Origin of the sequence: Citrobacter sp. wls615, from assembly GCF_005281355.1 — a bacterium.
Lineage (GTDB): Bacteria > Pseudomonadota > Gammaproteobacteria > Enterobacterales > Enterobacteriaceae > Citrobacter > Citrobacter werkmanii.
Map to the genome: position 1 here is coordinate 177498 of NZ_SZXM01000060.1, position 23467 is coordinate 200964.

Sequence of the window (23467 nt, forward strand, 5' to 3'; positions counted from 1 at the left end):
ATAATTGGCTGAATGAACCCGGAAAGATATTAAATTGAATTATTGTCATGAGGTCGTGAATTTACCTCATAACAGGGAGCTTAATTACGGCTCCTGAACTGACAGGTTTGCCACATTTGTGGTAGGGAAGGGGGTGAGAATCCCCCGCAGCCCCCGCTGCTGTGATGCTGACGACCCCGTATGGACCACTGATCGCAAGATTGGGAAGGACGGGTGAGGATGACGCTAAGCCAGAAGACCTGCCTGTCAGTGACTACCAACAACTTCGGTGGGAAGTGGGTGGTTCAGATGCATACAGTCGAGAGACTGGGTATCTCTACACCCCTACCACCCTGAACAGGATCAGGGTATGGCGGCCAATTTTCACGCATTTGTTCTTGCAGGTACCGGAAGCGGCTGTGGTAAAACCACGGTGACGCTGGGCTTGTTGAGCTTGTTGAAAAAACGCGGTTTACGCGTCCAGCCTTGCAAAGTGGGGCCTGATTACCTTGATACCGGCTGGCATACAGCGGTATGCGGTACCGCTTCCCGCAATCTTGATAGCTTCATGCTTCCCGCTTCCACTCTGAATGCTTTATTCCGCGAGCAGATGCAACATGCCGATATCGCCGTGATTGAAGGCGTGATGGGGTTGTATGACGGTTATGGTACCGACCCGAACTACTGCAGTACCGCCGCGATGGCCAAACAGTTAGGTTGCCCGGTCATCTTACTGGTTGATGGTAAAGCTGTTTCCACCTCGATAGCCGCAACGGTAATGGGGTTTCAGCATTTTGATCCCACGCTGAACATCGCCGGGGTGATCGTTAATCGGGTCAACAGCGAAACGCATTATCAGTTGCTGAAGGTGGCGATTGAGCGTTACTGTTCCGTTCCTGTATTAGGCTACGTTCCCCGTATGGAAGGCGTTGCGCTTCCGGAGCGTCATCTGGGGCTGGTTACTGCGCGTGAGTCTGTTATCAATCAGCAGCCGTGGCAGGCCTTTGCCGCGACGCTGGAGCAGACGCTGGATATCGATGCTCTACTGAAATTAAGCCAGCTAAACACCCTCCCTGCGGGTGAATGGCCTACGCTTCCCGATACTGATGCCGGAGAAGGGCTAACGCTTGCTATCGCTGATGACGAAGCGTTCAACTTTTATTACCCGGACAATATTACTTTGCTTGAACGCACGGGGCTGAAGATTGTCCGTTTTAGCCCGTTGCACGACACCTGTTTACCTGATTGTCAGATGATCTGGCTGGGTGGCGGATACCCTGAGTTACATGCTGCGGCTCTGGCCCGCAATGTCCCGATGCTTAAGCAATTGCGAGCCGCACATCACCGCGGCGTGGCGATTTACGCCGAGTGCGGTGGGCTGATGTATCTCGGCAGTTCGCTGGAGGACAGCCACGGTGATAGCTGGTTGATGGCGGATATCATTCCCGGTCACAGCAAAATGGGGAAACGTCTGACCCGATTTGGCTACTGCGAGGCGCAGGCCGCGCAGCAAACCTTGTTAGCTGCAGAAGGCGAAGTGCTGCGCGGGCATGAATTTCACTACTCAGATTTTATTCCTGAAACTCCCGCGGTGATGCACTGTCGCAAAGTGCGCGATGGCAAAACGTTGCAGACCTGGTCCGGCGGCTGGCAGGTGGGTAACACTTTCGCCAGCTATCTACACGTTCATTTTGCTCAACGTCCGCAGATGCTTAACCATTGGTTGGCAGCCGCGAGGAGCGCGCTATGACGATCCTTGCGTGGTGTGTTGCCTGGCTGCTTGATTTTATTATCGGCGATCCGCAGAACTGGTCGCATCCGGTGCGCTGGATTGGCAATCTGATTTCTGCCATGCAGCGAGTCGTACGGCGCTACTGCCATAGCGATCGTGCGTTGCGCATTGGTGGCGCGGTGATGTGGGTAGTGGTGGTTGGCCTGACCTGGACTGTCTCCTGGGGCGTACTGGCGCTGGCGCACTCTATTCATCCCTGGCTTGGATGGATGGTGGAGGTTTGGATGATCTTTACCGTGCTTGCTGGGCGCTGTCTGGCGAACGCCGCGCAGGATGTCGAACGTCCGTTGCGTGCCGGTAACCTTGCCGCAAGTCGGGAAAAGTTATCTTGGATCGTGGGTCGCGATACCTCGCAATTACAACCTCAGCAGATCAATCGTGCCGTGGTGGAAACCGTGGCCGAAAACACCGTTGATGGCATCATCGCGCCGCTGTTTTTCCTTCTTCTCGGCGGCGCGCCTTTGGCGATGGCCTACAAAGCGGTAAATACCCTTGACTCCATGGTGGGTTACAAACATGAAAAATACCGCGCTATCGGTATGGTCAGCGCGCGTCTGGATGATGTCGCAAATTATATTCCTGCGAGACTGAGCTGGCTGCTGCTGGGCGTGGCTGCATTTTTATGCCGTCAGGACGGTTCGCGTGCTTTGCAGATCGGCTGGCGCGATCGCTACAACCACAGCAGCCCAAACTGTGCGTGGTCGGAGGCCTCAGTTGCCGGGGCATTAGGCATTCGTCTGGGTGGCCCTAATGACTACTTTGGCGAGCGCGTTGAGAAACCGTGGATCGGTGATGCGCAACGCGACATTTCGGTAGACGACATTTCCCATACGATTCGATTGATGTGGGTGGCATCGACGCTGGCACTGGCGCTGTTTATCGCGCTGCGGTGGCTGCTGGTCGGTGTAGCCTGAGGACAACACTATGCAATATATCCAGCAACCCCAGGCTATTGAGGCCAAAAGTTTCGACATTATTGGCGAGATTATCCGTGAAACCCGCCCGGACTATCAGTTTGCCAGTCCGTTGCATGAAGCCATTATCAAGCGGGTCATTCACACCACGGCGGATTTCGACTGGCTGGACATTCTGTGGTTTTCCAGTGATGTGTTGGAGCAGTTCTGCGCGGCGCTTAGCCGTTCGAGCGTAATTTATACCGATACCACGATGGCCCTTTCCGGGATCAATAAAACGCTGTTGGCAAAATTTGGCGGTGAGTGCCGCTGCTATATCAGCGATCCACGGGTCGTACGAACGGCAAAAGAGCAGGGGATCACCCGTTCAATGGCGGCTGTCGATATTGCGGTGAAAGAAGAGGGGGAAAAGCTGTTTGTTTTTGGCAACGCGCCGACAGCGCTGTTCCGTCTGCTTGAGCATGATGTTGCCGTCAGCGGTGTGGTTGGTGTACCGGTCGGGTTCGTGGGTGCTGAGGAGTCGAAAGATGCGCTGACCCAAAGCAACCTCCCGGCCATTGCTGCGTTAGGACGTAAAGGGGGAAGTAACGTCGCCGCTGCTATCGTCAACGCCATGCTTTATCACATGCAGGGGGCGCGATGAGCGAGGCCTTCGATACGCCGGTGTGGCACAACGGTAAAGCGCTGCGTAAAGGATATACCACGGGATCGTGCGCGACGGCGGCTGCAAAAGTGGCGGCGCTGATGGTATTGCGCCAGCACCTGATCCATCAGGTTTCCATCGTGACGCCTTCCGGGGTGACGCTGTGCCTGAACGTCGAATCGCCGCATATCGAAGGGCAGCAGGCGATAGCCGCGATCCGTAAAGACGGTGGCGATGATGTCGATGCCACGCATGGGATGCTGATTTTTGCCCGCGTGACGTTAGATGATAGTGGCGTGATCGCCTTACAGGGCGGAGAAGGAGTCGGTACGGTAACCCGCAAAGGGATCGGTCTACCGGTGGGGAGTTCGGCGATTAACCGCACACCTCGCCAGACCATTGAGTCTGCGGTACGTGAGGCGATTGGTCCAAATCGTGGGGCGCAGATTGAGATCTTCGCGCCGGAAGGCGAAGAGCGGGCGCAAAAAACCTACAACTCGCGCCTCGGCATTCTGGGCGGTATTTCGATTATTGGCACCACGGGTATCGTCACGCCAATGTCGGAAGAGAGCTGGAAACGTTCGCTGTCGCTGGAGCTGGAAATTAAACGTGCGGCGGGTCTGGATCGCGTGGTACTGGTGCCGGGAAACCACGGTGAACGTTTTGTGCGCGAGCAGATGGGCATCGACACGCAGGTTGTGGTCACTATGAGCAACTTTGTCGGCTACATGATTGAAGAAGCCGTCCGTCTGGGATTTCGGCAAATCGTGCTGGTGGGACATCCCGGGAAACTTATCAAAATCGCGGCGGGGATCTTCCATACCCACAGCCATATTGCCGATGCGCGCATGGAAACGCTGGTGGCCCATCTCGCGTTGCTTGGCGCACCGCTGGAACTGCTGAGGCTGGTCAGCGACTGCGATACTACCGAAGCGGCGATGGAACACATCGACGCGTACGGCTTTCAGCATATTTATAACCATCTGGCGAAGCGTATCTGTATGCGCGTTCTGCAAACGTTGCGCTTTACCAAAAATCCCCCGACCTGCGACGCCATCATGTTCTCGTTTGACAATCAGGTGCTTGGCAGTAATCGCCCGATCGCTGAAATTGCTGAGGAGATGCAATGTTAACCGTTGTGGGAATGGGACCCGCGGGTTTGCATTTGATGACGCCTGCGGCGCGTGAAGCGGTCGCAACGGCTGATGTGCTGGTCGGCGGAAAGCGGCATTTGCAGCAATTCCCGGATTTTACCGGTGAGCGGTTTGCTCTTGGCGCCAATATTGCGGAGCTCCTGAACTGGGTAACTGCGCACCAGGATAAGCATGTCGTCGTGCTGGCGTCTGGCGATCCGTTGTTCTACGGCATTGGGACGCGCATGGTGGCGCATTTTGGCATCGGGCAGGTACGCATTATTCCCGGTATTAGCGCGGTGCAGTATCTGTGCGCGCAGTCCGGTATCGATATGAACGATATGTGGCTGACCAGTAGCCACGGGCGCAGCGTCTGTTTCGATGAGCTGGCCCTACATAACAAGGTGGGGATGGTAACAGATGCGTTGTGCGGCCCACGTGAAATCGCACAGCAGCTAATCACTCGAGGCAAGGGGCATCGCTGGATGGTTATTGGCGAAAACCTGGCGATGGAAAACGAGCGGATCCATGTCCTGCCTGTGAGTGAAATTAACGCCGACTATGACATGAATGCAGTGGTGATCCTTGATGAAAGATGAGCTGTTTCTGCGTGGAGAAAAGGTGCCGATGACCAAAGAAGCGGTACGTGCACTTGCCCTCTCAAAACTTGAATTACACCGTGCCAGTCATCTGATTGATATTGGGGCGGGAACTGGCAGCGTGTCGATAGAAGCGGCGCTGCAATATCCCGGATTGCGCGTGACGGCAATCGAACGTAACCCGGCGGCGCTCAGGCTGCTGGATGAAAATCGCCAGCATTTTGCCTGCGCAAATATCGACATTTTTCCCGGCGTTGCGCCAATGACCATCGCCGAAAAAGCCGATGCCATTTTTATGGGTGGCAGCGGTGGGCATCTGACCGATCTCATTGACTGGTCGATGCGTCAACTGCATCCCGCCGGGCGGCTGGTCATGACGTTTATCCTCCAGGAAAACCTCAACACCGCGTTGGTTCATCTGGACCATCTGGGCGTACAGGGAGTGGATTGCCTGCAGCTACAGGTTTCCTCGCTTACCACGCTTGGCAGTGGTCATTATTTCAAACCGAATAACCCCGTATTTGTTATCGCCTGTCAGAAGGAAGGAAACCATGTCTGAGATTTTTGATCCCCGTAGCGTGTGGTTCGTTGGCGCAGGTCCTGGCGATCGCGAGCTGATTACCCTCAAAGGTTACCGTTTGCTACAACAGGCGCAGGTGGTTATCTACGCTGGATCGCTGATTAACACCGAACTGCTGGAATATTGTCCCGCCGATGCTGAATGCCACGACAGCGCTGAACTGCATCTGGAGCAGATCCTCGATCTGATGGAAGCTGGCGTGAAGGCTGGCAAGACCGTGGTGCGTCTGCAAACTGGCGATGTCTCACTGTACGGTTCCGTCCGCGAGCAGGGCGAGGAACTGACCAAACGCGGGATCGACTGGCAGGTGGTGCCCGGCGTCAGCGCCTTCCTCGGTGCGGCGGCAGAACTCGGCGTGGAGTACACCGTGCCTGAAGTCTCACAAAGCCTGATCATTACCCGTCTGGAAGGGCGTACGCCGGTCCCCGAGCGCGAACAGCTGGAGTCGTTTGCCAGTCACCAGACATCTATGGCGATTTATCTGTCCGTCCAGCGTATTCATCGGGTGGCCGAGCGTTTAATTGAAGGCGGTTATCCGGCGACCACGCCAGTGGCGGTGATCTACAAAGCGACCTGGCCGGAAAGCCAGACCGTGCGCGGTACCCTGGCGGATATTGGCGACAAGGTGCGCGATGCGGGCATCCGCAAAACGGCCCTGATTCTGGTCGGTAATTTCCTGGGCTCGGAGTATCACTACTCCAAACTCTATGCGGCGGACTTTAGCCATGAATACCGTAAAGCCTGAGTCAATTGCGCTTTTTTGCCTGACGCCAGGTGGCGTTGTGCTGGCGAAACGTCTGGCGGCTATGCTGCCGGTCACCTGTTTTACCAGTGAAAAGCTGCTGGAGGAGGGGTTTATTCCCTTTGAAAACGGCTTTGCCAATACCGCCCGTGATGCGTTTATGAACTACTCGGCGCTGATTTTTATCGGGGCGACCGGCATTGCGGTTCGCGTGCTGGCTCCGCTGGTCAACGATAAATTTTGCGATCCGGCGGTGGTGGTCATTGATGAACGTGCCCAGCATGTCATCAGCCTGCTTTCCGGTCACGCGGGGGGCGCGAATGCGCTGGCGCGTTATCTGGCAGGCATGTTGGGGGCCGACCCGGTAATCACCACGGCGACGGATGTCAACGATATGGCGGCCCTGGATACACTGGCATTCCAGTTGAATGCGCGGATGAGCGATTTCCGTTCGGCGGTGAAGATCGTTAATCAGATGCTGGTCAGCAACAAACGGGTTGGCCTGTGGTGGGATGATGAACTGACCCAGGATGTCAGCCATTGTGATCGCCGTGGTTTTATCACGGTAACCGATCTCAATCAGCTTCCCGAACTGGATGCGCTGGTGTGTATCACCTTACGCACCAATTTACCCGATCTGCCTGTTCCGCACTGGAAGCTGGTGCCGCAGCGGGTTGTGGCTGGAATTGGTTGTCGCCGCGACACACCGTTCCCGCTGCTTGCTGCGCTGCTTGCCCGCCAACTTGAAGCCCAGCAGCTCGATCCGTTGGCACTAAAAGCCATTGGCAGTATCACGCTGAAAAAAGATGAGCAGGGACTCATCCAACTGGCCTCGTGCTGCCGCGTGCCTTTCGAAACCTTTACCGCTGACGCGCTGCGTGAGCATGAACACCGTTTTCCGGCCTCATCGTTTGTTCGCAAAACGGTGGGGACAGGAAGCGTTTCTGGTCCTGCAGCCTGGCTGCTGAGCCACGGACAACTGTTAGGCGAGACCCTGCGAGAACAGGGCGTCACTATCACTTTGGGAGTTTCACACTGATGTTAAGCGTAATTGGAATTGGCCCTGGCTCGCAGGCAATGATGACCATGGAAGCCGTTGAAGCTTTGCAGGCAGCGGAAATTATCGTTGGCTATAAAACCTACACCCATCTGGTAAAGGCTTTCACGGGCGATAAGCAGGTGATCAAAACCGGAATGTGCAAAGAGATTGAACGCTGTCAGGCGGCAATCGAACTGGCGCAGGCGGGTCACAATGTGGCACTCATCAGCAGCGGTGATGCGGGGATTTACGGTATGGCCGGGCTGGTGCTGGAGCTGGTCAGTAAGCAAAAGCTGGATGTTGAGGTCAGACTGATCCCAGGCATGACTGCCAGCATTGCCGCCGCCTCTTTGCTGGGCGCACCGTTGATGCACGACTTCTGCCACATCAGCTTAAGCGATCTGCTAACGCCATGGCCGGTTATCGAAAAACGCATTGTTGCCGCTGGTGAAGCCGACTTTGTTATCTGTTTCTACAACCCACGCAGTCGGGGTCGCGAAGGACACCTGGCGCGCGCATTTGAGCTGCTTTCAGCCAGCAAGAGCGCGCAAACGCCGGTCGGTATTGTGAAGTCAGCCGGACGTAAAAAGCAGGAAAAATGGCTGACCACCTTGGGTGAAATGGACTTTGAGCCGGTTGATATGACCAGTCTGGTGATCGTTGGCAACAAAACAACCTACGTGCAGGACGGCCTGATGATCACGCCACGAGGTTATGTGCTGTGAATTACGGTGACGTGTTGGTCATGGGCGGTACCAGCGATGCGCGCATGCTGTGCCAGCAACTGGATGCGGCAAACGTGGCCTACACCCTGTCAGTTGCGACCCCGACGGGGAAGCAGCTGGCGGGAGACATCAAAGGTCAGGTGCGCTGCGGACGTCTGGAACGCGAGCAAATGATAGCCTGGCTGCAGGAAAATCGGACGCGCTGGGTGATCGACGCCTCGCATCCGTATGCCGAGGTGGTGAGCCGCAACATCATGAGCGCTTGTGAAGCCGCGGGCGTACTGCTGAGCCGCTATCAGCGTCCTGAACAGTTGAGTGGTTTAACCCACCCGCATCTGCATACCGTGCAGAGTATTCAGCAAGCCTGCGAGGTGGCGCGACGCTTCGGTAAACGCGTGTTGCTCACCACCGGCAGTAAAGATCTGGCCATCTGGCGCGAAGGGTTGCCTGAAAAAACGCTGCTGGCGCGCGTTCTGCCTGTACCTGAGGTCATTCAGCAATGCGCTGATCTGGGCTTTGGCGTCGGTGAGATCTTCGCCTTGTGCGGACCGTTTAGCGCCGAGTTCAACGCCGCGTTTTATCGTCAGTGTCAGGCTGATGTGGTGATCACCAAAGCATCCGGTGCGGAAGGTGGTTATCAGGAAAAAGTTCAACCCTGTCTGGATGCCGGTATCCCCTGCATCGTGATTACACGTCCGGCACCGTTGGTGACGGGAGAAGAGTTACTGGAAAGTCAGGCCGCATTTGGGGCGCGTTTAACGCGCTGGCTGGCCGCTGCTTAAGGAGTTAGAGATGAAAAAGGCGCTTCTGGTGGTCAGCTTTGGCACCAGCTATCACGACACTTGTGAGAAAAATATTGTGGCCTGTGAGCGCGATCTCGCGGCCAGTTGCCCGGATCGTGACCTGTTCCGGGCGTTTACCTCTGGGATGATTATCCGCAAGCTCAAGCAGCGTGATGGCATTGATATCGACACGCCGCTGCAGGCGCTGCAAAAGCTGGCGGAGCAGGGGTATCAGGATGTGGCTATTCAGTCACTGCACATCATCAACGGCGATGAATACGAAAAAATTGTCCGCGAAGTGCAAAGTATGCGTCCGCTGTTTTCTCGCCTGACGCTCGGCGTACCGCTGCTGAGCAGCCATGAAGATTACGCCCAGCTGATGCTGGCGCTGCAACAGCAGATGCCGCCGCTTGGCGAAAAGGAAAAAGTGGTGTTTATGGGGCACGGCGCCAGCCATCATGCCTTTGCCGCTTATGCCTGTCTCGACCATATGATGACGGCGCAGCGCTACCCGGCGCGGGTCGGCGCGGTGGAAAGCTACCCGGAAGTAGATGTGTTAATTGAGAGTTTGTCTCAGGAAGGGGTGACGGCGGTGCATCTGATGCCGCTGATGTTAGTTGCTGGCGACCATGCCATCAATGATATGGCCTCCGACGAAGACGATTCGTGGAAGACATTGTTTAATGCGGCCGGGATACGGGCTACGCCGTGGCTCAGTGGGTTGGGTGAGAATCCGGCGGTGCGCGCCATGTTTGTGGCGCATTTGCAGCAGGCGCTGAATGTGGCGCTGGAGGAAGCGGCATGAGCGGCAAACTGTACGCGTTAAGCACCGGGCCAGGCGCTTCCGATCTCATCACCGTGCGTGCCGCACGCACGCTGGGTCAGCTCGATATTCTCTATGCGCCTGCCGGGCGGAAAGGCGGCGATAGCCTGGCGCTGTCAATCGTGCGGGAGTATATCGGCGAGCAGACCGAAGTCCGCTGCTGCCATTTTCCTATGAGTGCCGACAGTGCTGAAAAAGAGGCAGTCTGGGATGAGGTTGCTGCCGCGCTGGTTCAGGAAGTGGAGGCCGGTAAACAGGTTGGTTTTATTACCCTTGGTGATGCCATGCTGTTCAGTACCTGGGTCTTTTTACTCCAGCGTATTGGCTGTCCTGACTGGTTGGAAATCGTTCCGGGCGTGACCTCTTTCGCCGCGATTGCCGCGCGCTCAAAAACGCCGCTCGCTATGGAGCAACAGTCGCTGGCGGTGGTCTCCTGTACCGCGCCGGAAGCGGAAATCCAGCAGGCGCTAAAGCAGCATGACAGCCTGGTACTAATGAAGGTGTACGGTCGTTTTGCGCGCATCAAAGCATTGCTGCAACAAGAGGGCTTGTTGAATTGCGCATTGATGATGTCTGAAGCCACGCTGCCTGGTGAGCAGTGCTGGCGTCATCTCAACGAAGTCAGCGACGACCAGCCGCTGCCTTATTTCTCGACCATTCTGGTTAATAAACAGTGGGAGTATGCACAATGAAGCTTGAACAACAGCTAAAACAGCTGTCTTTCAGCGGGTTGGCTGCGGCGCTATTACTGATGATTGTCCCTGAGCAAGCGTTCGCCATGCACATTATGGAAGGCTTCTTGCCGCCAATGTGGGCGCTGGCCTGGTGGCTGCTGTTTTTACCTTGCCTGTGGTACGGATTAGTGCGCTTGCGTCAAATCGTCCAGGAAGACAGCCACCAAAAAGTGTTATTGGCCCTGTGCGGCGCGTTTATTTTTGTGCTGTCGGCGCTGAAAATTCCTTCCGTTACCGGAAGCTGCTCGCATCCGACCGGTGTCGGCCTGGCGGTTATCCTGTTCGGACCGGGTGTGGTCGCTATTCTCGGTGCGATAGTCCTGCTGTTCCAGGCCTTGCTGCTGGCGCACGGCGGTTTAACGACGCTCGGGGCCAACGGCATGTCGATGGCGGTGATTGGCCCGGTAGTGGGTTACATGGTGTGGAAAATGGCCTGCCGAGCGGGGCTACGCCGGGATGTCTGCGTCTTCCTGTGTGCCATGTTGGCGGATCTCGTCACCTATTTTGTTACTTCTGTTCAGTTGGGCGTTGCGTTCCCGGATCCGTCCGCTGGCGCAGTGGGGTCGATTGTGAAATTCATGGGCATTTTCTGCCTGACGCAGATCCCAATCGCGATTGCGGAAGGTCTCCTCACCGTAATGATTTATGACCAGCTAACCAAACGACAGTTGATAACCGCACAAGGACATTAACGATGAAAAAGACGCTGATTTTGTTAGGAATGGTGGTGGCGCTGGTGATCCTGCCGTTCTTTATCAACCACGGTGGAGAGTACGGTGGTTCAGACGGTGAGGCGGAAAGCCAGATTCAGGCTATCGCCCCGCATTATGAGCCGTGGTTCCAGCCGTTGTACGAACCGGCAAGTGGCGAAATTGAAAGCCTGCTGTTTACGCTCCAGGGGTCGCTGGGCGCAGCCGTAATTTTCTACATTCTGGGTTACACCAAGGGCAGACAACGCCGTGATGACCGGGCTTGACAGGCTTAGCTATCAAAGCCGCTGGTTTCATGTCTCACCGGTGCGGAAATTTCTGCTCTGGCTGCTGATGATGATTCTGGCGTTCACCCTGCCCCCGCTGGGGCAGGGTATTGAGCTGTTACTGATTGCCGCGCTGAGCTGCTGGCTGCTGCGCATTTCCTTCTGGCGTTGGTGCCGCTGGATGGCATTGCCGTTTGGTTTTCTGACGGTTGGTGTTGTGACCATCCTGTTTAGTTTTAGCCGCGATCCGCAAACCCTGCTGGCCAGTATCCCCGTAGGAAGCTATTGGTTAGGCGTGAGCGCGCCAGGCCTGGTCACTGCCAATGAAACCTTCTGGCGCAGCCTTGCAGCGCTGGCGGCAACCTTCTGGTTAGTGCTGAATCTGCCGTTTCCGCAGTTGATTATTTTACTCAAACGCGCACACGTTCCTCGCCTGCTGACTGAACAGATCCTGCTGACCTGGCGGTTTATTTTTATCCTGTTAGATGAGGCGCTGGCTATTCATCGCGCGCAAACGCTGCGTTTTGGTTATCGTAGCTTACCGTTGGGCTACCGTTCGCTGGCAATGCTGGTGGGACTGTTATTTACCCGTGTGTTGATCCGCTACCAGCAAATGACCACCACCCTGGATATCAAACTGTATCAAGGTGATTTTCACCTGTAAGGAAAAGTATGCTTGCCACTTCAGCGCTTTGGTTTCGCTATCAGGATGACCCGATCCTCAAAGGGCTAACGCTGGACTTTTCTACGCATGCCGTCACCGGGCTGGTAGGGGCCAATGGCTGCGGGAAATCCACGCTGTTTATGAATCTGAGCGGGTTATTGCGACCGCAGCAAGGCGCGGTGATGTGGCAGGGCAAACCGCTGGATTACAGCAAGCGCGGCCTGCTGGCGCTGCGCCAGCAGGTGGCAACCGTATTTCAGGATCCCGATCAGCAAATCTTTTATACCGATATCGACAGCGATATTGCGTTCAGCCTGCGCAACCTTGGGGTGGATGAAGCTGAAATCTCACGCCGGGTGGAGGATGCGCTCACGCTGGTTGATGCCCAGCATTTTCGCCATCAGCCGATTCAGTGTTTAAGCCACGGGCAAAAAAAACGCGTGGCGATTGCTGGTGCGCTGGTGTTGCAGGCGCAATATCTGCTACTGGATGAACCCACTGCAGGCCTTGACCCATCAGGCCGCACGCAGATGATTGAGATAATCAAACGCATCGTAGCGCAAGGAAACCATGTGGTGATCTCCAGCCATGATATCGATCTTATCTATGAGGTCAGCGATGCAGTTTACGTTTTACGCCGGGGCGAAGTGCTGACGCACGGCACGCCGGGTGAGGTTTTCGCCCGGACGGATCTTATTGAACAAGCTGGATTGACTCAGCCCTGGCTGGTGAAGCTGCATACTGAGCTGGGTTTCCCGCTGTGTAAAACAGAGGCTGAATTTTTTAGTCGTATGCGAGAGAACGCACTGAAGGAGGCGTCATGACGCAGGCAATAATGTTGCAGGGAACGGCATCTGATGTGGGTAAAAGCGTATTGGTCGCCGGGCTGTGTCGAATTTTTTACCAGGACGGACTGCGTACCGCGCCGTTTAAATCGCAGAATATGGCGCTGAACTCGGGTATTACGCCAGAGGGTAAAGAGATGGGCCGGGCGCAAATTTTTCAGGCGGAAGCTGCCGGCATTACGCCGGATGTGCGTATGAACCCGGTGCTGCTTAAGCCGACCAGCGATCGTAAAGCGCAGGTTGTGCTGATGGGTAAAGTAGCGACCGATATGGATGCGGTGAGTTATCACGAGTATAAGCCGCGCCTGCGGGAGCAGATCCTGTCAGTGTATAACAGCCTGGCGCAGGAGTTCGATGTGCTGGTGCTGGAAGGCGCGGGAAGCCCCGCTGAGATTAATCTGCGCGATCGCGATATCGTCAATATGGGCATGGCTGAGATGGCGCAATGCCCGGTTGTTCTGGTGGCAGATATCGATCGTGGCGGCGTGTTTGCCTCTATTTACGGCACGCTGGCGCTACTGCATGACCATGAACGCGCCAGGGTAAAAGGGGTGATCATCAATAAGTTTCGCGGTGATGTGGCGCTGCTGTACTCCGGTATCGAGCAAATTGAAGCGCTGACCGGTGTTCCGGTGCTGGGCGTCATGCCATGGCTGGATGTTGATCTGGAAGATGAAGATGGCGTGGCGCTGCAAAAGGGCAAGTATCTGCGTACTGATAAACGCGATATCGATATCGCCGTTGTTCAACTTCCGCACATTTCAAACTTCACTGATTTCAATGCGCTTGCGGCACAGCCGGACGTGCGCGTGCGCTATGTTCGTCAGCCTGAAGAGCTGGCGGGGGCCGATCTGGTGATTTTGCCGGGTAGCAAAAATACCCTTGGCGATTTGGTCTGGCTGCGTGAAAGCGGAATGGCGCATGGCGTCGTGCAATTGCATCGTAATAACGTTCCGGTGGTGGGGATTTGCGGCGGCTATCAAATGCTCGGCGACACCATCATTGATGAAGTAGAGTCGGGCCTCGGTACGCTGCCGGGTCTGGGCTTGCTTAATACGGTGACCCATTTTGCCCAGCATAAAACCACGACCCTGGTTGAGGGGCAAATGTCTTCTGCGCTGCCTGACTGGCTGGCGGGCGCGGCGGGGTTATCCGTTCGCGGTTATGAAATCCATATGGGCGAAACGGCATTATCCGAAGCATGCCAGTCGGTAATGACACTGCGCAAAGAAGATGGCAATGTCGCTGACGGCGCGGTAACGCCGGATGGCCTGGCGTTCGGTACCTATCTTCACGGACTGTTCGACAGCGATGCATTTACCCGTGCGTTGGTGAATGGCCTGCGTGTACGCAAAGGGTTAGCACCGCTGGATTCCACCTTCCATTACGCGCAATATAAATCGCAGCAGTTTGATCTACTGGCGGATGCGATGCGACAACACATCGATATTGAGAAAATTTATACCATCATGCAGCAACATCAGGAGCCCGTATGATGATTCTGGTTACGGGCGGCGCACGAAGCGGCAAGAGTCGGCATGCGGAAGCGCTGATCGCTGATTCCCCAAACGTTCTGTATATCGCGACTTCGCAGATTTTTGATGAGGAGATGGCGGCGCGAATTCAGCACCATCGTGATGGACGCCCCGCGCACTGGCGTACTGCCGAGCGCTGGCAACATCTTGATGAACTGATAACGGCAGCAAACGATCCTCAGGAAGCCATTTTGCTGGAGTGTATCACCACCATGGTAACCAATCTGCTGTTTGCGCTGGGTGGTGACAGCGACCCGGATAGCTGGGATTACGCGGCGATGGAGCAGTCCATCGAGGATGAGATCCGTTCGCTAATTGCTGCCTGTCAGCGCTGTCCGGCAACGGTCGTACTGGTGACTAACGAAGTCGGAATGGGGATTGTTCCGGAAAACCGTCTGGCCCGTCATTTTCGCGATATTGCAGGACGCGTGAACCAGCGACTGGCGACGGCAGCTGATGAGGTGTGGCTGGTGGTATCAGGAATTGGAGTCAAAATTAAATGAGTAAGTTGTTCTGGGCAATGCTGTCTTTCATCAGCCGCTTGCCCGTTCCTGCTCGCTGGTCGCAAGGACTGGATTTCGAGCACTATTCGCGCGGTATCGTGATGTTCCCCCTGATAGGCGTGGTGCTGGGCGGGTTAACGGGGCTGGTCTTTATGGCGCTGCAGCCCTGGTGTGGTATTCCACTGGCAGCCTTGTTTGCCGTATTGACGCTGGCGTTATTGACCGGCGGTTTTCATCTGGACGGCCTGGCGGATACCTGTGACGGTATTTTTTCTGCCCGTCGACGCGAACGGATGCTGGAAATCATGCGCGACAGCCGTCTGGGAACCCATGGCGGGCTGGCGTTAATTTTCGTTTTGCTGGCCAAAGTGCTGGTGGTGAGCGAACTGGCTTTACGTGGCACGCCAATGCTGGCGGCGCTGGCTGCGGCATGTGTCGCCGGGCGAGGAACGGCGGTGTTGCTGATGTATCGGCATCGCTATGCCCGTGAAGAAGGGCTGGGTAATGTCTTCATCGGCAAAATTACCGGGCGTCAAACCTGCGTTACGTTGGGATTAGCAGCGATCCTTGCCGCCGTGCTGCTTCCCGGCATGCGCGGCGTGGCAGCGCTGGTTGTCACAATAGTGGCGATTTTTATTCTTGGGCAGTTATTAAAACGCACGTTGGGTGGGCAAACCGGCGATACGCTGGGCGCAGCCATTGAACTTGGCGAGTTAATATTCTTGCTGGCTCTGCTTTGAGTCAGCCAACATACTGGAACCCTTATGCAGACTTTAACCTCTTTACTCCACGCGATTCCTTCACCTGACAGTGCCGCGATGCTGCGTGCTCAGCAGCATATTGATGGCTTACTAAAGCCGCCGGGCAGTCTTGGTCGGCTCGAATCGCTCGCCGTGCAACTGGCTGGTATGCCTGGCCTGAAAGGCGCACCGTATGTGAACGGCAAAGCGATGCTGGTGATGTGCGCCGATCACGGCGTCTGGGATGAAGGGGTTGCCGTTTCGCCTAAAGTGGTTACGGCTATTCAGGCCGCCAATATGACGCGTGGCACGACCGGCGTTTGCGTTCTGGCCGCTCAGGCTGGAGCAAAGGTGCATGTCATTGACGTCGGGATTGATGCGGAGCTTATCCCCGGCGTGGTGAATATGCGCGTCGCGCGCGGCTGCGGCAATATTGCCCAGGGCCCGGCAATGAGCCGTTCGCAGGCCGAGGAACTGCTGCTGGAAGTTATCCGCTATACCCATGAACTGGCGAAAGAGGGCGTAACGCTGTTTGGCGTGGGTGAACTCGGTATGGCAAATACCACGCCTGCGGCGGCTATCGTCAGCGTGCTGACCGGCAGCGATGCCGAGGATGTGGTAGGCATTGGCGCTAACCTGCCGCTTTCAAGAGTAGGCAATAAAGTTGAGGTTGTGCGGCGAGCCATTGCCGTCAATCAACCGGATCGTAATGACGGTATCGATGTACTGGCTAAAGTGGGCGGGTTTGATCTGGTGGGCATGGCGGGGGTGATGCTTGGCGCGGCCTCCTGTGGGCTGCCGGTCGTGCTGGATGGTTTTCTTTCATACTCTGCTGCGCTGGCGGCCTGCCAGATCGCACCGCAGATTAAACCCTATCTGATTCCGTCACATTTCTCTGCTGAGAAGGGGGCTCGCACTGCGTTGGCGCATCTGGAGCTGGATCCGTACCTCAATATGGGGATGCGTTTAGGTGAAGGCAGCGGGGCCGCGCTGGCGATGCCGATTATTGAGGCAGCCTGCGCGATGTACCACAACATGGGGCAGTTAGCCGCCAGCAACATTGTGCTACCGGATGGTAAAGAAGCATAGTTACGTGAGCTATGAACCTCGCCGCTTGGCGAGGTTTTTTATGCGCATTGAAGTTGTAACCCACTAAAAGTGATAATAAAAGCTATAATTACTGGATATCGGCTGCAGCAACGGAAAGGTAAAAGATGCGTCGTGTAAAACTGCTTTGTTCACTCATCATGCTGTTTGCAAGTCAGGTAGCACACGCGGTGAGTTATCCGCTGCCGCCAGAAGGTAGTCGTCTGGTAGGTACCCCGCTGACGATAACGGTCCCGCCCGGAAACACCCAGCCGCTGGAGGCATTTGCCGCGCAGTACGGGCAGGGATTGAGCAATATGCTCGAGGCTAATCCCGGCGTAGATGTTTTTCTGCCTAAGTCTGGCTCAACGCTGGTGGTGCCGCAGCAACTGATATTGCCGGATACCGTGCGTGAAGGCATTGTTATCAATGTCGCCGAAATGCGTCTTTACTATTATCCCGCGGGCAGCAATACGGTAGAGGTTTTACCCATTGGTATTGGTCAGGCAGGGAGAGAAACCCCGCGTAACTGGGTGACCGCGGTTGAGCGTAAGCAGGAAGCGCCGAGCTGGACCCCGACGCCGAATACCCGCCGTGAATACGCCGCACGTGGGGAAACCTTACCGGCGTTTGTCCCTGCCGGACCAGATAATCCGATGGGTCTGTATGCAATTTATATCGGCAGGCTTTATGCCATTCACGGTACCAATGCTAACTTTGGTATTGGTCTGCGGGTGAGCCAGGGCTGCATCCGTTTGCGTAATGACGATATTAAGTACCTGTTTGACACGGTGCCGGTTGGAACGCGTGTGCAACTGATTGACCGACCGGTGAAATACAGCGTGGAGCCAGACGGCAGTCGCTGGGTAGAAGTGCATGAGCCGCTGTCACGAAATCGTTCGGAGTACGAGTCTGACAGAAAGGTTCCCTTGCCGATCACTCCCGCTTTGCGCACTTTTATCAGCGGGAGTGGCGTGGACGTGAGCCGCGGGAATCAGGCGCTGGAAAGACGCTCGGGCATGCCAGTAAACATCAGCCAGGTTCAGCAGCATTTTTAATATCAAAGCGGCCCAGGTTTATCGTCAGGTAAGATGGGGCGCTTTTTTAATTTGATACTGGCCCATTTTTACCACGCCGATATGGTCTGCCATTAGCTGCGCTTCATGCTCGCTGTGGGTAACCAGCAGTGCCGTTTGCCCGGCAGCGCGCAAAATATCCCGTACCTCGTTGCCAAGGCGCTCACGTGTGCGCTTATCAAGGCTGGAAAAGGGTTCATCCAGTAACAGGATTTCCGGATGTGGTGCCAGCGCACGCGCAAGGGCGATGCGCTGCTGTTGACCGCCGGAAAGTTCATGGGGATAGCGGCTGGCATGGCTATGTAACTCCACCATTTTTAACAGTTCCGCCACCCTTGTCTGCTGCTCTTCACGCGGCATGCGGCGTAATCCAAAGGCGACATTTTGGTGCGCGGTCAGATGTGGAAATAGCGCATATTCCTGAAAAACCATGCCGACATGGCGTTTTTCAGGCGGGAGATGAACACCGGGAGCGGCAACACGATGCTGGGACACATAGATCTCTCCGCTTCGCAGTCGTTCAAACCCCGCAACGGCGCGTAGAACCGTGGTTTTCCCGCAGCCTGAAGCACCCAACAGACAGGCGATTTCCCCTTTGCGTACCGACATTGAAAATCCATTCAGTACCGATTGCTGGCTGTTGCCATAGGCAACGTGCACATCCTGGAGGCGTAATGCAATTTCTGACATTGTTACTCTCTTAACCCCGGCGAGTCATTTGGTGACGCACCAATAAAATAACCGGTAGCGTGCCAGCTAAAACAATCATTAGCGCGGCGATTGCACCTTCTTCATAAGTTCCACGAGCGGCTTCCGCATACAGCAATGTTGCCAGCGTTTCGAAGTTAACCGGACGCAAAAGTAATGTTGTGGGTAGCTCTTTCATCGCGTCGGCAAAAACCAGCAGAGCGCTGCTCACCAGGGCCGGGCGCAGTAAAGGGAAATGAACCCGTGCAAACGTGCCCGCACCATTCTCGCCCAACAGCCGGGAAGCCTGCTCCAGCGAAGGTGGAATGCGTCCCAGACCGGAATCCAGCGCGCCGATGGCAATCGCCTGGAAACGCATAGCACAGCAAATAACCAGCAGGATCCCGGCTGACATCAGCGGTAGGCCACGCACATCCAGCAAGTCAGCCAGCCAACGGTCAACCGCCATGGCGGGCGTTAAAAAACCAATCGCCAGGATTGTGCCGGGAACCGCGTAGCCTAAAGAGGCCAGACGCATCACGCCACGGCGAAACCCCGGCATCGCGTTGTCTGCAGCGCTATGGCGAGCGCTCCAGGCTACCAACAGACTGACACAAACCACCACCAGCGTGGTTCCCGCCGCGAGCAAGAGCGTATTTTGTAATGCTGACAGTAACGAGGGTGAAAGGAGGTTGTCATCGCCGATACGTTTGGCGCTTTCCCACATTAAAAACAGCACCGGGGCCAGAAAACCCAGCACAACCGGCAGCGAAATAACGGCACCAAGCAGCCAGCCGCGCCAACCCTGCACGCGCGTGGGTTGAATTTCCCGCAGACTGCGGCTGCTGAACCCCTGTTTTCTGCGGCCATAAAATTCCAGCGTCAGAATAAAGAAGATAAACATCAGCATCATGCTGGCGATTTGCGCAGCTGAAGATAAATCGGAGCGCGAGATCCACGTGGTGTACACGGTAACAGTTAACGTCTGTACCCCAAGGAATTCCGACGCGCCGATGTCGTTAAGCGTTTCCAGCAATGCCAGACTGATGCCAACGGCCAGGGCCGGACGTGCCATGGGGAGGGCAACACGAAAAAAAGTTCCGGTCGCGCTGCATCCCAGCGTACGTGCGGCTTCCAGCAAATGAGCCGGCTGGCTGATAAACATGGCGCGTGTGGTCAGGTACACATAAGGATAAAGTACTAAGCCGAGCAGAATTATTGCACCAGAAAGAGAGCGTAAATCTGGCAGGCGGAACTGTCGTGGGCTGTCAAAGCCCAGTAAGAAACGAATAAAGGTTTGCAGGGGACCAATCGGATGCAGCAGATCGAGCCAGGCAAAGGCGACGATGTAGGTCGGCATCGCCAGCGGCAATAGTAGCGCCCAACTGAGAATTTTGCGGCCAGGAAAATCCCATGCCGTCACCGCCCATGCGCTACCTACACCAATGACGCCGACCATCACGGCGACCCCCGCTAACAACAGTACGGTGTTTTTTAACGCGGCAGGCAACACCCACGTCAGGAGATTATCCCAGTGAGATAAATCGGCCTGGGTAGCCTGCCAGATCAGCGCAATGATGGGTGTCAGGACGCCAAGCGCCACGCACAGCGCGCCAAGATGCAACGGCGTTAATAATGACTGCGGCCCGGAAACCAGGCCGCGTAACGCTGGAAACTGCAAAGGTTTATTGATCGAATCCAACTTTATCTACCAGCAGGCTAGCTTGTTTACGATATTTCACGATTTCGGTTAACGGTGTCTTATCGACATCAATTTCACCGATGGTGGCGCTGATAACCGGATCAAGCGTTACGCCTTTCAGTACCGGATATTCGAAGTTCGCTTTCGCATACTGCTGCTGGGCAGGCGCGGAAACCAGATACTCCATCAGCTTAACGGCATCGGCTTTATTTGGCGCATAGCGGGCAACGGCAGCGCCGCTGATATTGACGTGTGTACCACCATTCTCAAAGGTTGGTTTTACGACTTTGATGGCATCGCCCCATTGACGAGCATCGCTGCCTTCTTTGGCATTTTTCATATGGCCGACGTAATAGGAGTTAGCCAGACCGATATCACAAATTCCACCGAGGATATCGCGGGCAACATCGCGGTCACCGCCGGTAGCTTTACGGGCCAGGTTAGCTTTCACGCCGCGCAACCAGTCTTCGGTTTTAGCTTCTCCGTGATGGGCAATCATCGCGGCAATCAGCGCCGTGTTATACGGATGTTGTCCAGAGCGGATACAGACTTTTCCTTTATACTCCGGGCTGGCGAGTTGTTCGTAATGCCAGTTATCGATTGGCAGTGACTTCTCGGCATACAGCACGCGGGCGCGCATAGAAAGCGCAAACCACTGATTATCCGCACCGCGAAGGTTAGCAGGAATGGCGGCTTTCAGCGCTTCTGACTCTACCGGTTGGGTCACACCCGCTTCAACTAAATCGAGGAGATTGCCTGCATCTACGGTCATCAGCAGGTCGGCAGGTGAATTTTTCCCTTCTGCTTTGACACGCTCAAGCATGCCATCCTTGATATAGACCGTACTTACATTGATACCGCTGGTTTTTGTCCAGCTATCGAGTAAAGGCTGGATTAGGCCGGGTTCGCGGGTAGTGTAAAGCGTTAATGTTTCCTGGGCGAAAGCCGGCAGGCTAACAGCGAAGACCAGGGCAGAGGCAAGCGTGATACGGTGCAGTCCGGTGCGAGGCAGAGCATTCATCGTTTATATCCCAGAGTAATTGGAATGTACAGTGAACCGAGCAGGGCTCGTTCTTTTGGCTCGCGTACAATAAATGATAATCACTAGCAGTTACAATAATTGCAAAGTTTAAACGATTTACATTTACATAACTTTAATCAATGGTGTGAAGAGACATGGAATAGGGGTGGTACAACAAGCAGAATGCTTTTATGAAAGCCTGAAAAGCAAAAAGCCCGCTCAAGTTTCCTTAAGCAGGCTTCTTAAATTTGGCTCCTCTGACTGGACTCGAACCAGTGACATACGGATTAACAGTCCGCCGTTCTACCGACTGAACTACAGAGGAATCGTGTGAACGAGGCGCATATTACTGACCTCACCCTGAGGTGTCAACAGTAAAATTAGCACGTCATTTCAATTGGTTAATTAATCTTCAAATTCAGTGTTAATGCACGTTTGATGAGCGATAATGGCCATCTTCGGGGTTATCTCGTAACCGTTGCATTGGATTTTGGCGATAAAACAGGATGAAACGCTGCCATAAAGCCGGGAAACGTGGAGCAAATAATTCAGGAGCACTGAAAAAATACTCGGATAATACGGCAAAGCATTCGGCCGGATCGGTTGCAGCGTAAGCATCTATACTGCATGCGGTTTCCCCTACCAGATCGATTTCATCCTGAATGTTGTTCATTGCGGCATGCAGGTCGTGCTCCCAGCCGGCAATATCTCGCAGAGGAATCGCCGGAATACCGCTGGCGCGATCGCCATTACGCATATCCAGCTTGTGCGCGACTTCATGAATGATCAGATTAAAGCCTGAGGCATCAAAGGAATCCTGAATATCAAGCCAGTTGAGGATTATCGGACCTTGCTGCCAGCTCTGCCCGGACTGAACGACACGTTGATTGTGCACCAGACCAATTTCGTCTTCCCATTCGTCGTCTACAACAAATGGGGCAGGGTAGATGAGAACTTCATGAAACCCATCCAGCCACTCGATCCCTAATTCCAGAACAGGTAAACAGAAGAGCAGAGCAATGCGCGCACTTTTCAGCGGGTCCAGTTCAAACCCCTGAAGTGCTACCAATCTTTTTTGCTGTAAAAAGCGCTCGGCCAGGGCGATAAGTCTGGCTTGTTCTTGCTCGGTGAGATTCACCAGAAGCGGAATAGCCAGGGCGTTATCCCACGGCCAGTCGTCATTTCGGGCTGTTTCTTGCTCTTTCCAGGGCCACTTAATCATCGTTTTGCTCGCAAACTCGTCACTTGAACGAAATTGACGGAACTGGGTCTGTTAAAATGCCAAATTACCTGGCATCATGGCAACCGCCAAAACGGAGAGATGCCAGAGCGGCTGAATGGACCGGTCTCGAAAACCGGAGTGGGGGCAACTCCACCGGGGGTTCAAATCCCCCTCTCTCCGCCACTATTCAAACACTTAGCTCAATCCCTTTCAACGACTCATGTCACACTTGGTATAGTGTCGGTATATTCGCTTAGTATAAAGCTCGCCATCATCATCTTCTGATTTGTTCAATACCGGAAGATCCAGTGTGGGGAAAATTTTCACTTTTCTGTCATAAACCACAACTTGCATTCAGTTTTGTGACCTGAGAATAGTTGTTTGTCCTTTCTCGAGCCTTGGTAATCTGATATCCCCCTGGCTTTGAGTTCATGAAAGATACATGGCAATATTTATTGAGGTTATGCCCACGACTTGTTTTGGATAACCACCCTATATCCGTCGAGGTCAACAAATGTCCTTCCGTTCACGTCCCAGTAGGGATTGAATGACGCTGTCATTCTGAAACCAGCATCGTTCATTCTTTCGCAGACATGCGACCATTCATTTGCATCAGGGTAATAAAGAACGAGTAAATCTTCTTCAGTGTGCAAAGGTTGAACGGGATGGTTTTGGCAAAAGGTGAATTCTATGTGCCAGTCTAAGTCTTCCCGCCCTAACATTATTCCATTGAACCCCTCATGATCGTTAAATTCAGCAATTTTATGTAGTCCCAATCCCTGGCTGTACATCAGAAAAGATCTTTCGAGATTGTTGACGGGTTTGGCAATACGCATATGAGTAAACATCCGGGGTCTCCAGGGGAAATACCGTTTAACATTGCAATCGCGCTGAGTTTACATGTGATTATCTTTTCCATTTGTCC

26 protein-coding genes, 2 tRNA genes, 1 pseudogene and 1 riboswitch are annotated in these 23467 nt (G+C 54.7%); of the genes and pseudogenes, 22 read left to right on the forward strand and 7 right to left on the reverse strand.

Translation table 11 applies throughout. The features are described from left to right. Positions 1–86 precede the first annotated feature (86 nt). A riboswitch (cobalamin riboswitch) is annotated at positions 87–262 on the forward strand. An 87-nt stretch (positions 263–349) separates the two neighbouring features. From FDX04_RS16495 to ldtA, 21 genes are all read left to right on the forward strand, one after another. Next, positions 350–1729: a cobyrinate a,c-diamide synthase gene (locus FDX04_RS16495; protein ID WP_085047977.1), complete on the forward strand. Its 1380-nt coding sequence runs from the start codon at positions 350–352 to the stop codon at positions 1727–1729. Beyond that, positions 1726–2685, forward strand: coding sequence for an adenosylcobinamide-phosphate synthase CbiB (gene cbiB / locus FDX04_RS16500; RefSeq protein ID WP_137360870.1), 960 nt, complete (start codon positions 1726–1728; stop codon positions 2683–2685). Before FDX04_RS16495 ends, cbiB begins: the two co-directional genes overlap by 4 nt. Positions 2686–2695: 10 nt before the next feature. Further along, entirely contained in the window at positions 2696–3328 is a 633-nt protein-coding gene (locus FDX04_RS16505; RefSeq protein WP_008785140.1) for a cobalt-precorrin-8 methylmutase, read from the forward strand. Continuing rightward, entirely contained in the window at positions 3325–4461 is a 1137-nt protein-coding gene (gene cbiD, locus FDX04_RS16510; RefSeq protein ID WP_137360871.1) for a cobalt-precorrin-5B (C(1))-methyltransferase CbiD, read from the forward strand. Before FDX04_RS16505 ends, cbiD begins: the two co-directional genes overlap by 4 nt. Further along, positions 4455–5060: a cobalt-precorrin-7 (C(5))-methyltransferase gene (locus FDX04_RS16515; protein WP_137360872.1), complete on the forward strand. Its 606-nt coding sequence runs from the start codon at positions 4455–4457 to the stop codon at positions 5058–5060. The genes cbiD and FDX04_RS16515 overlap by 7 nt, the downstream gene beginning before the upstream one ends. Beyond that, on the forward strand, positions 5050–5619 hold the full coding sequence (locus FDX04_RS16520; RefSeq protein WP_042307594.1) for a decarboxylating cobalt-precorrin-6B (C(15))-methyltransferase: 570 nt from the start codon (positions 5050–5052) through the stop codon (positions 5617–5619). The genes FDX04_RS16515 and FDX04_RS16520 overlap by 11 nt, the downstream gene beginning before the upstream one ends. Continuing rightward, a complete protein-coding gene (locus FDX04_RS16525) occupies positions 5612–6385 on the forward strand; it encodes a cobalt-precorrin-4 methyltransferase (RefSeq protein ID WP_042307599.1) in 774 nt (257 codons plus the stop codon). The genes FDX04_RS16520 and FDX04_RS16525 overlap by 8 nt, the downstream gene beginning before the upstream one ends. Beyond that, complete coding sequence (gene cbiG / locus FDX04_RS16530) at positions 6366–7421, forward strand: cobalt-precorrin 5A hydrolase (protein ID WP_042307600.1); 1056 nt, start codon at positions 6366–6368, stop codon at positions 7419–7421. The genes FDX04_RS16525 and cbiG overlap by 20 nt, the downstream gene beginning before the upstream one ends. Next, positions 7421–8146: a precorrin-3B C(17)-methyltransferase gene (locus FDX04_RS16535; protein ID WP_003030278.1), complete on the forward strand. Its 726-nt coding sequence runs from the start codon at positions 7421–7423 to the stop codon at positions 8144–8146. The genes cbiG and FDX04_RS16535 overlap by 1 nt, the downstream gene beginning before the upstream one ends. After that, on the forward strand, positions 8143–8928 hold the full coding sequence (locus tag FDX04_RS16540; RefSeq protein ID WP_137360874.1) for a cobalt-precorrin-6A reductase: 786 nt from the start codon (positions 8143–8145) through the stop codon (positions 8926–8928). The genes FDX04_RS16535 and FDX04_RS16540 overlap by 4 nt, the downstream gene beginning before the upstream one ends. A 10-nt stretch (positions 8929–8938) precedes the next feature. Continuing rightward, positions 8939–9733, forward strand: a complete 795-nt coding sequence (locus FDX04_RS16545; protein WP_042307607.1) for a sirohydrochlorin cobaltochelatase — start codon at positions 8939–8941, stop codon at positions 9731–9733. Beyond that, positions 9730–10443 carry a cobalt-factor II C(20)-methyltransferase gene (locus FDX04_RS16550; RefSeq protein WP_038641643.1) on the forward strand — a complete coding sequence of 238 codons (714 nt, stop codon included), beginning with the start codon at positions 9730–9732 and terminating at the stop codon, positions 10441–10443. Before FDX04_RS16545 ends, FDX04_RS16550 begins: the two co-directional genes overlap by 4 nt. Next, positions 10440–11177, forward strand: a complete 738-nt coding sequence (gene cbiM / locus FDX04_RS16555) for a cobalt ECF transporter S component CbiM (RefSeq protein WP_061381969.1) — start codon at positions 10440–10442, stop codon at positions 11175–11177. Before FDX04_RS16550 ends, cbiM begins: the two co-directional genes overlap by 4 nt. Before the next feature lie 2 nt (positions 11178–11179). Next, positions 11180–11461 carry an energy-coupling factor ABC transporter substrate-binding protein gene (locus FDX04_RS16560; RefSeq protein WP_006683999.1) on the forward strand — a complete coding sequence of 94 codons (282 nt, stop codon included), beginning with the start codon at positions 11180–11182 and terminating at the stop codon, positions 11459–11461. After that, positions 11448–12125 (forward strand): energy-coupling factor ABC transporter transmembrane protein, encoded by a 678-nt coding sequence (locus FDX04_RS16565; protein ID WP_137360896.1) that lies wholly within the window; start codon positions 11448–11450, stop codon positions 12123–12125. Before FDX04_RS16560 ends, FDX04_RS16565 begins: the two co-directional genes overlap by 14 nt. Positions 12126–12133: 8 nt before the next feature. Beyond that, the gene (locus FDX04_RS16570; protein ID WP_038641638.1) at positions 12134–12949 is read left to right on the forward strand and encodes an energy-coupling factor ABC transporter ATP-binding protein; all 816 of its coding nucleotides are present in this window, start codon (positions 12134–12136) and stop codon (positions 12947–12949) included. Then, positions 12946–14466, forward strand: a complete 1521-nt coding sequence (locus tag FDX04_RS16575; protein WP_137371254.1) for a cobyric acid synthase — start codon at positions 12946–12948, stop codon at positions 14464–14466. The genes FDX04_RS16570 and FDX04_RS16575 overlap by 4 nt, the downstream gene beginning before the upstream one ends. Beyond that, the gene (gene cobU, locus FDX04_RS16580) at positions 14463–15008 is read left to right on the forward strand and encodes a bifunctional adenosylcobinamide kinase/adenosylcobinamide-phosphate guanylyltransferase (protein ID WP_042307622.1); all 546 of its coding nucleotides are present in this window, start codon (positions 14463–14465) and stop codon (positions 15006–15008) included. Before FDX04_RS16575 ends, cobU begins: the two co-directional genes overlap by 4 nt. Further along, complete coding sequence (cobS, locus tag FDX04_RS16585) at positions 15005–15748, forward strand: adenosylcobinamide-GDP ribazoletransferase (protein WP_137371255.1); 744 nt, start codon at positions 15005–15007, stop codon at positions 15746–15748. The genes cobU and cobS overlap by 4 nt, the downstream gene beginning before the upstream one ends. Positions 15749–15772: 24 nt before the next feature. After that, complete coding sequence (gene cobT, locus FDX04_RS16590) at positions 15773–16837, forward strand: nicotinate-nucleotide--dimethylbenzimidazole phosphoribosyltransferase (RefSeq protein ID WP_137360878.1); 1065 nt, start codon at positions 15773–15775, stop codon at positions 16835–16837. A gap of 125 nt (positions 16838–16962) precedes the next feature. Further along, positions 16963–17892, forward strand: a complete 930-nt coding sequence (ldtA, locus tag FDX04_RS16595; RefSeq protein ID WP_137360879.1) for a L,D-transpeptidase — start codon at positions 16963–16965, stop codon at positions 17890–17892. A 24-nt stretch (positions 17893–17916) separates the two neighbouring features. Here ldtA and FDX04_RS16600 read toward each other — a convergent pair whose 3' ends face one another. The 5 genes from FDX04_RS16600 to mtfA all read right to left on the reverse strand — a co-directional run bounded on the left by FDX04_RS16600 (position 17917) and on the right by mtfA (position 22542). Then, complete coding sequence (locus FDX04_RS16600; RefSeq protein WP_079223639.1) at positions 17917–18600, reverse strand: ABC transporter ATP-binding protein; 684 nt, start codon at positions 18598–18600, stop codon at positions 17917–17919. 10 nt (positions 18601–18610) lie between these two features. Then, positions 18611–20299, reverse strand: a complete 1689-nt coding sequence (locus tag FDX04_RS16605; RefSeq protein ID WP_079223641.1) for an iron ABC transporter permease — start codon at positions 20297–20299, stop codon at positions 18611–18613. After that, complete coding sequence (locus FDX04_RS16610; RefSeq protein WP_137371256.1) at positions 20283–21320, reverse strand: extracellular solute-binding protein; 1038 nt, start codon at positions 21318–21320, stop codon at positions 20283–20285. The genes FDX04_RS16605 and FDX04_RS16610 overlap by 17 nt, the downstream gene beginning before the upstream one ends. A 249-nt stretch (positions 21321–21569) precedes the next feature. Continuing rightward, positions 21570–21645 (reverse strand) — tRNA-Asn (locus FDX04_RS16615). 99 nt (positions 21646–21744) lie between these two features. Then, positions 21745–22542, reverse strand: a complete 798-nt coding sequence (gene mtfA / locus FDX04_RS16620; RefSeq protein WP_137349984.1) for a DgsA anti-repressor MtfA — start codon at positions 22540–22542, stop codon at positions 21745–21747. A 93-nt stretch (positions 22543–22635) separates the two neighbouring features. Here mtfA and FDX04_RS16625 point away from each other — a divergent pair. Further along, positions 22636–22725: transfer RNA gene (locus FDX04_RS16625), tRNA-Ser, on the forward strand. A 27-nt stretch (positions 22726–22752) separates the two neighbouring features. Here the strand turns inward: FDX04_RS16625 and FDX04_RS16630 are convergent. Together FDX04_RS16630 and FDX04_RS16635 are read right to left on the reverse strand one after the other, a co-directional pair. After that, positions 22753–22991, reverse strand: a pseudogene (locus FDX04_RS16630) (hypothetical protein); the annotation flags it as partial. 12 nt (positions 22992–23003) lie between these two features. After that, positions 23004–23390 (reverse strand): VOC family protein, encoded by a 387-nt coding sequence (locus FDX04_RS16635; protein WP_079223651.1) that lies wholly within the window; start codon positions 23388–23390, stop codon positions 23004–23006. Positions 23391–23467 lie beyond the last annotated feature (77 nt).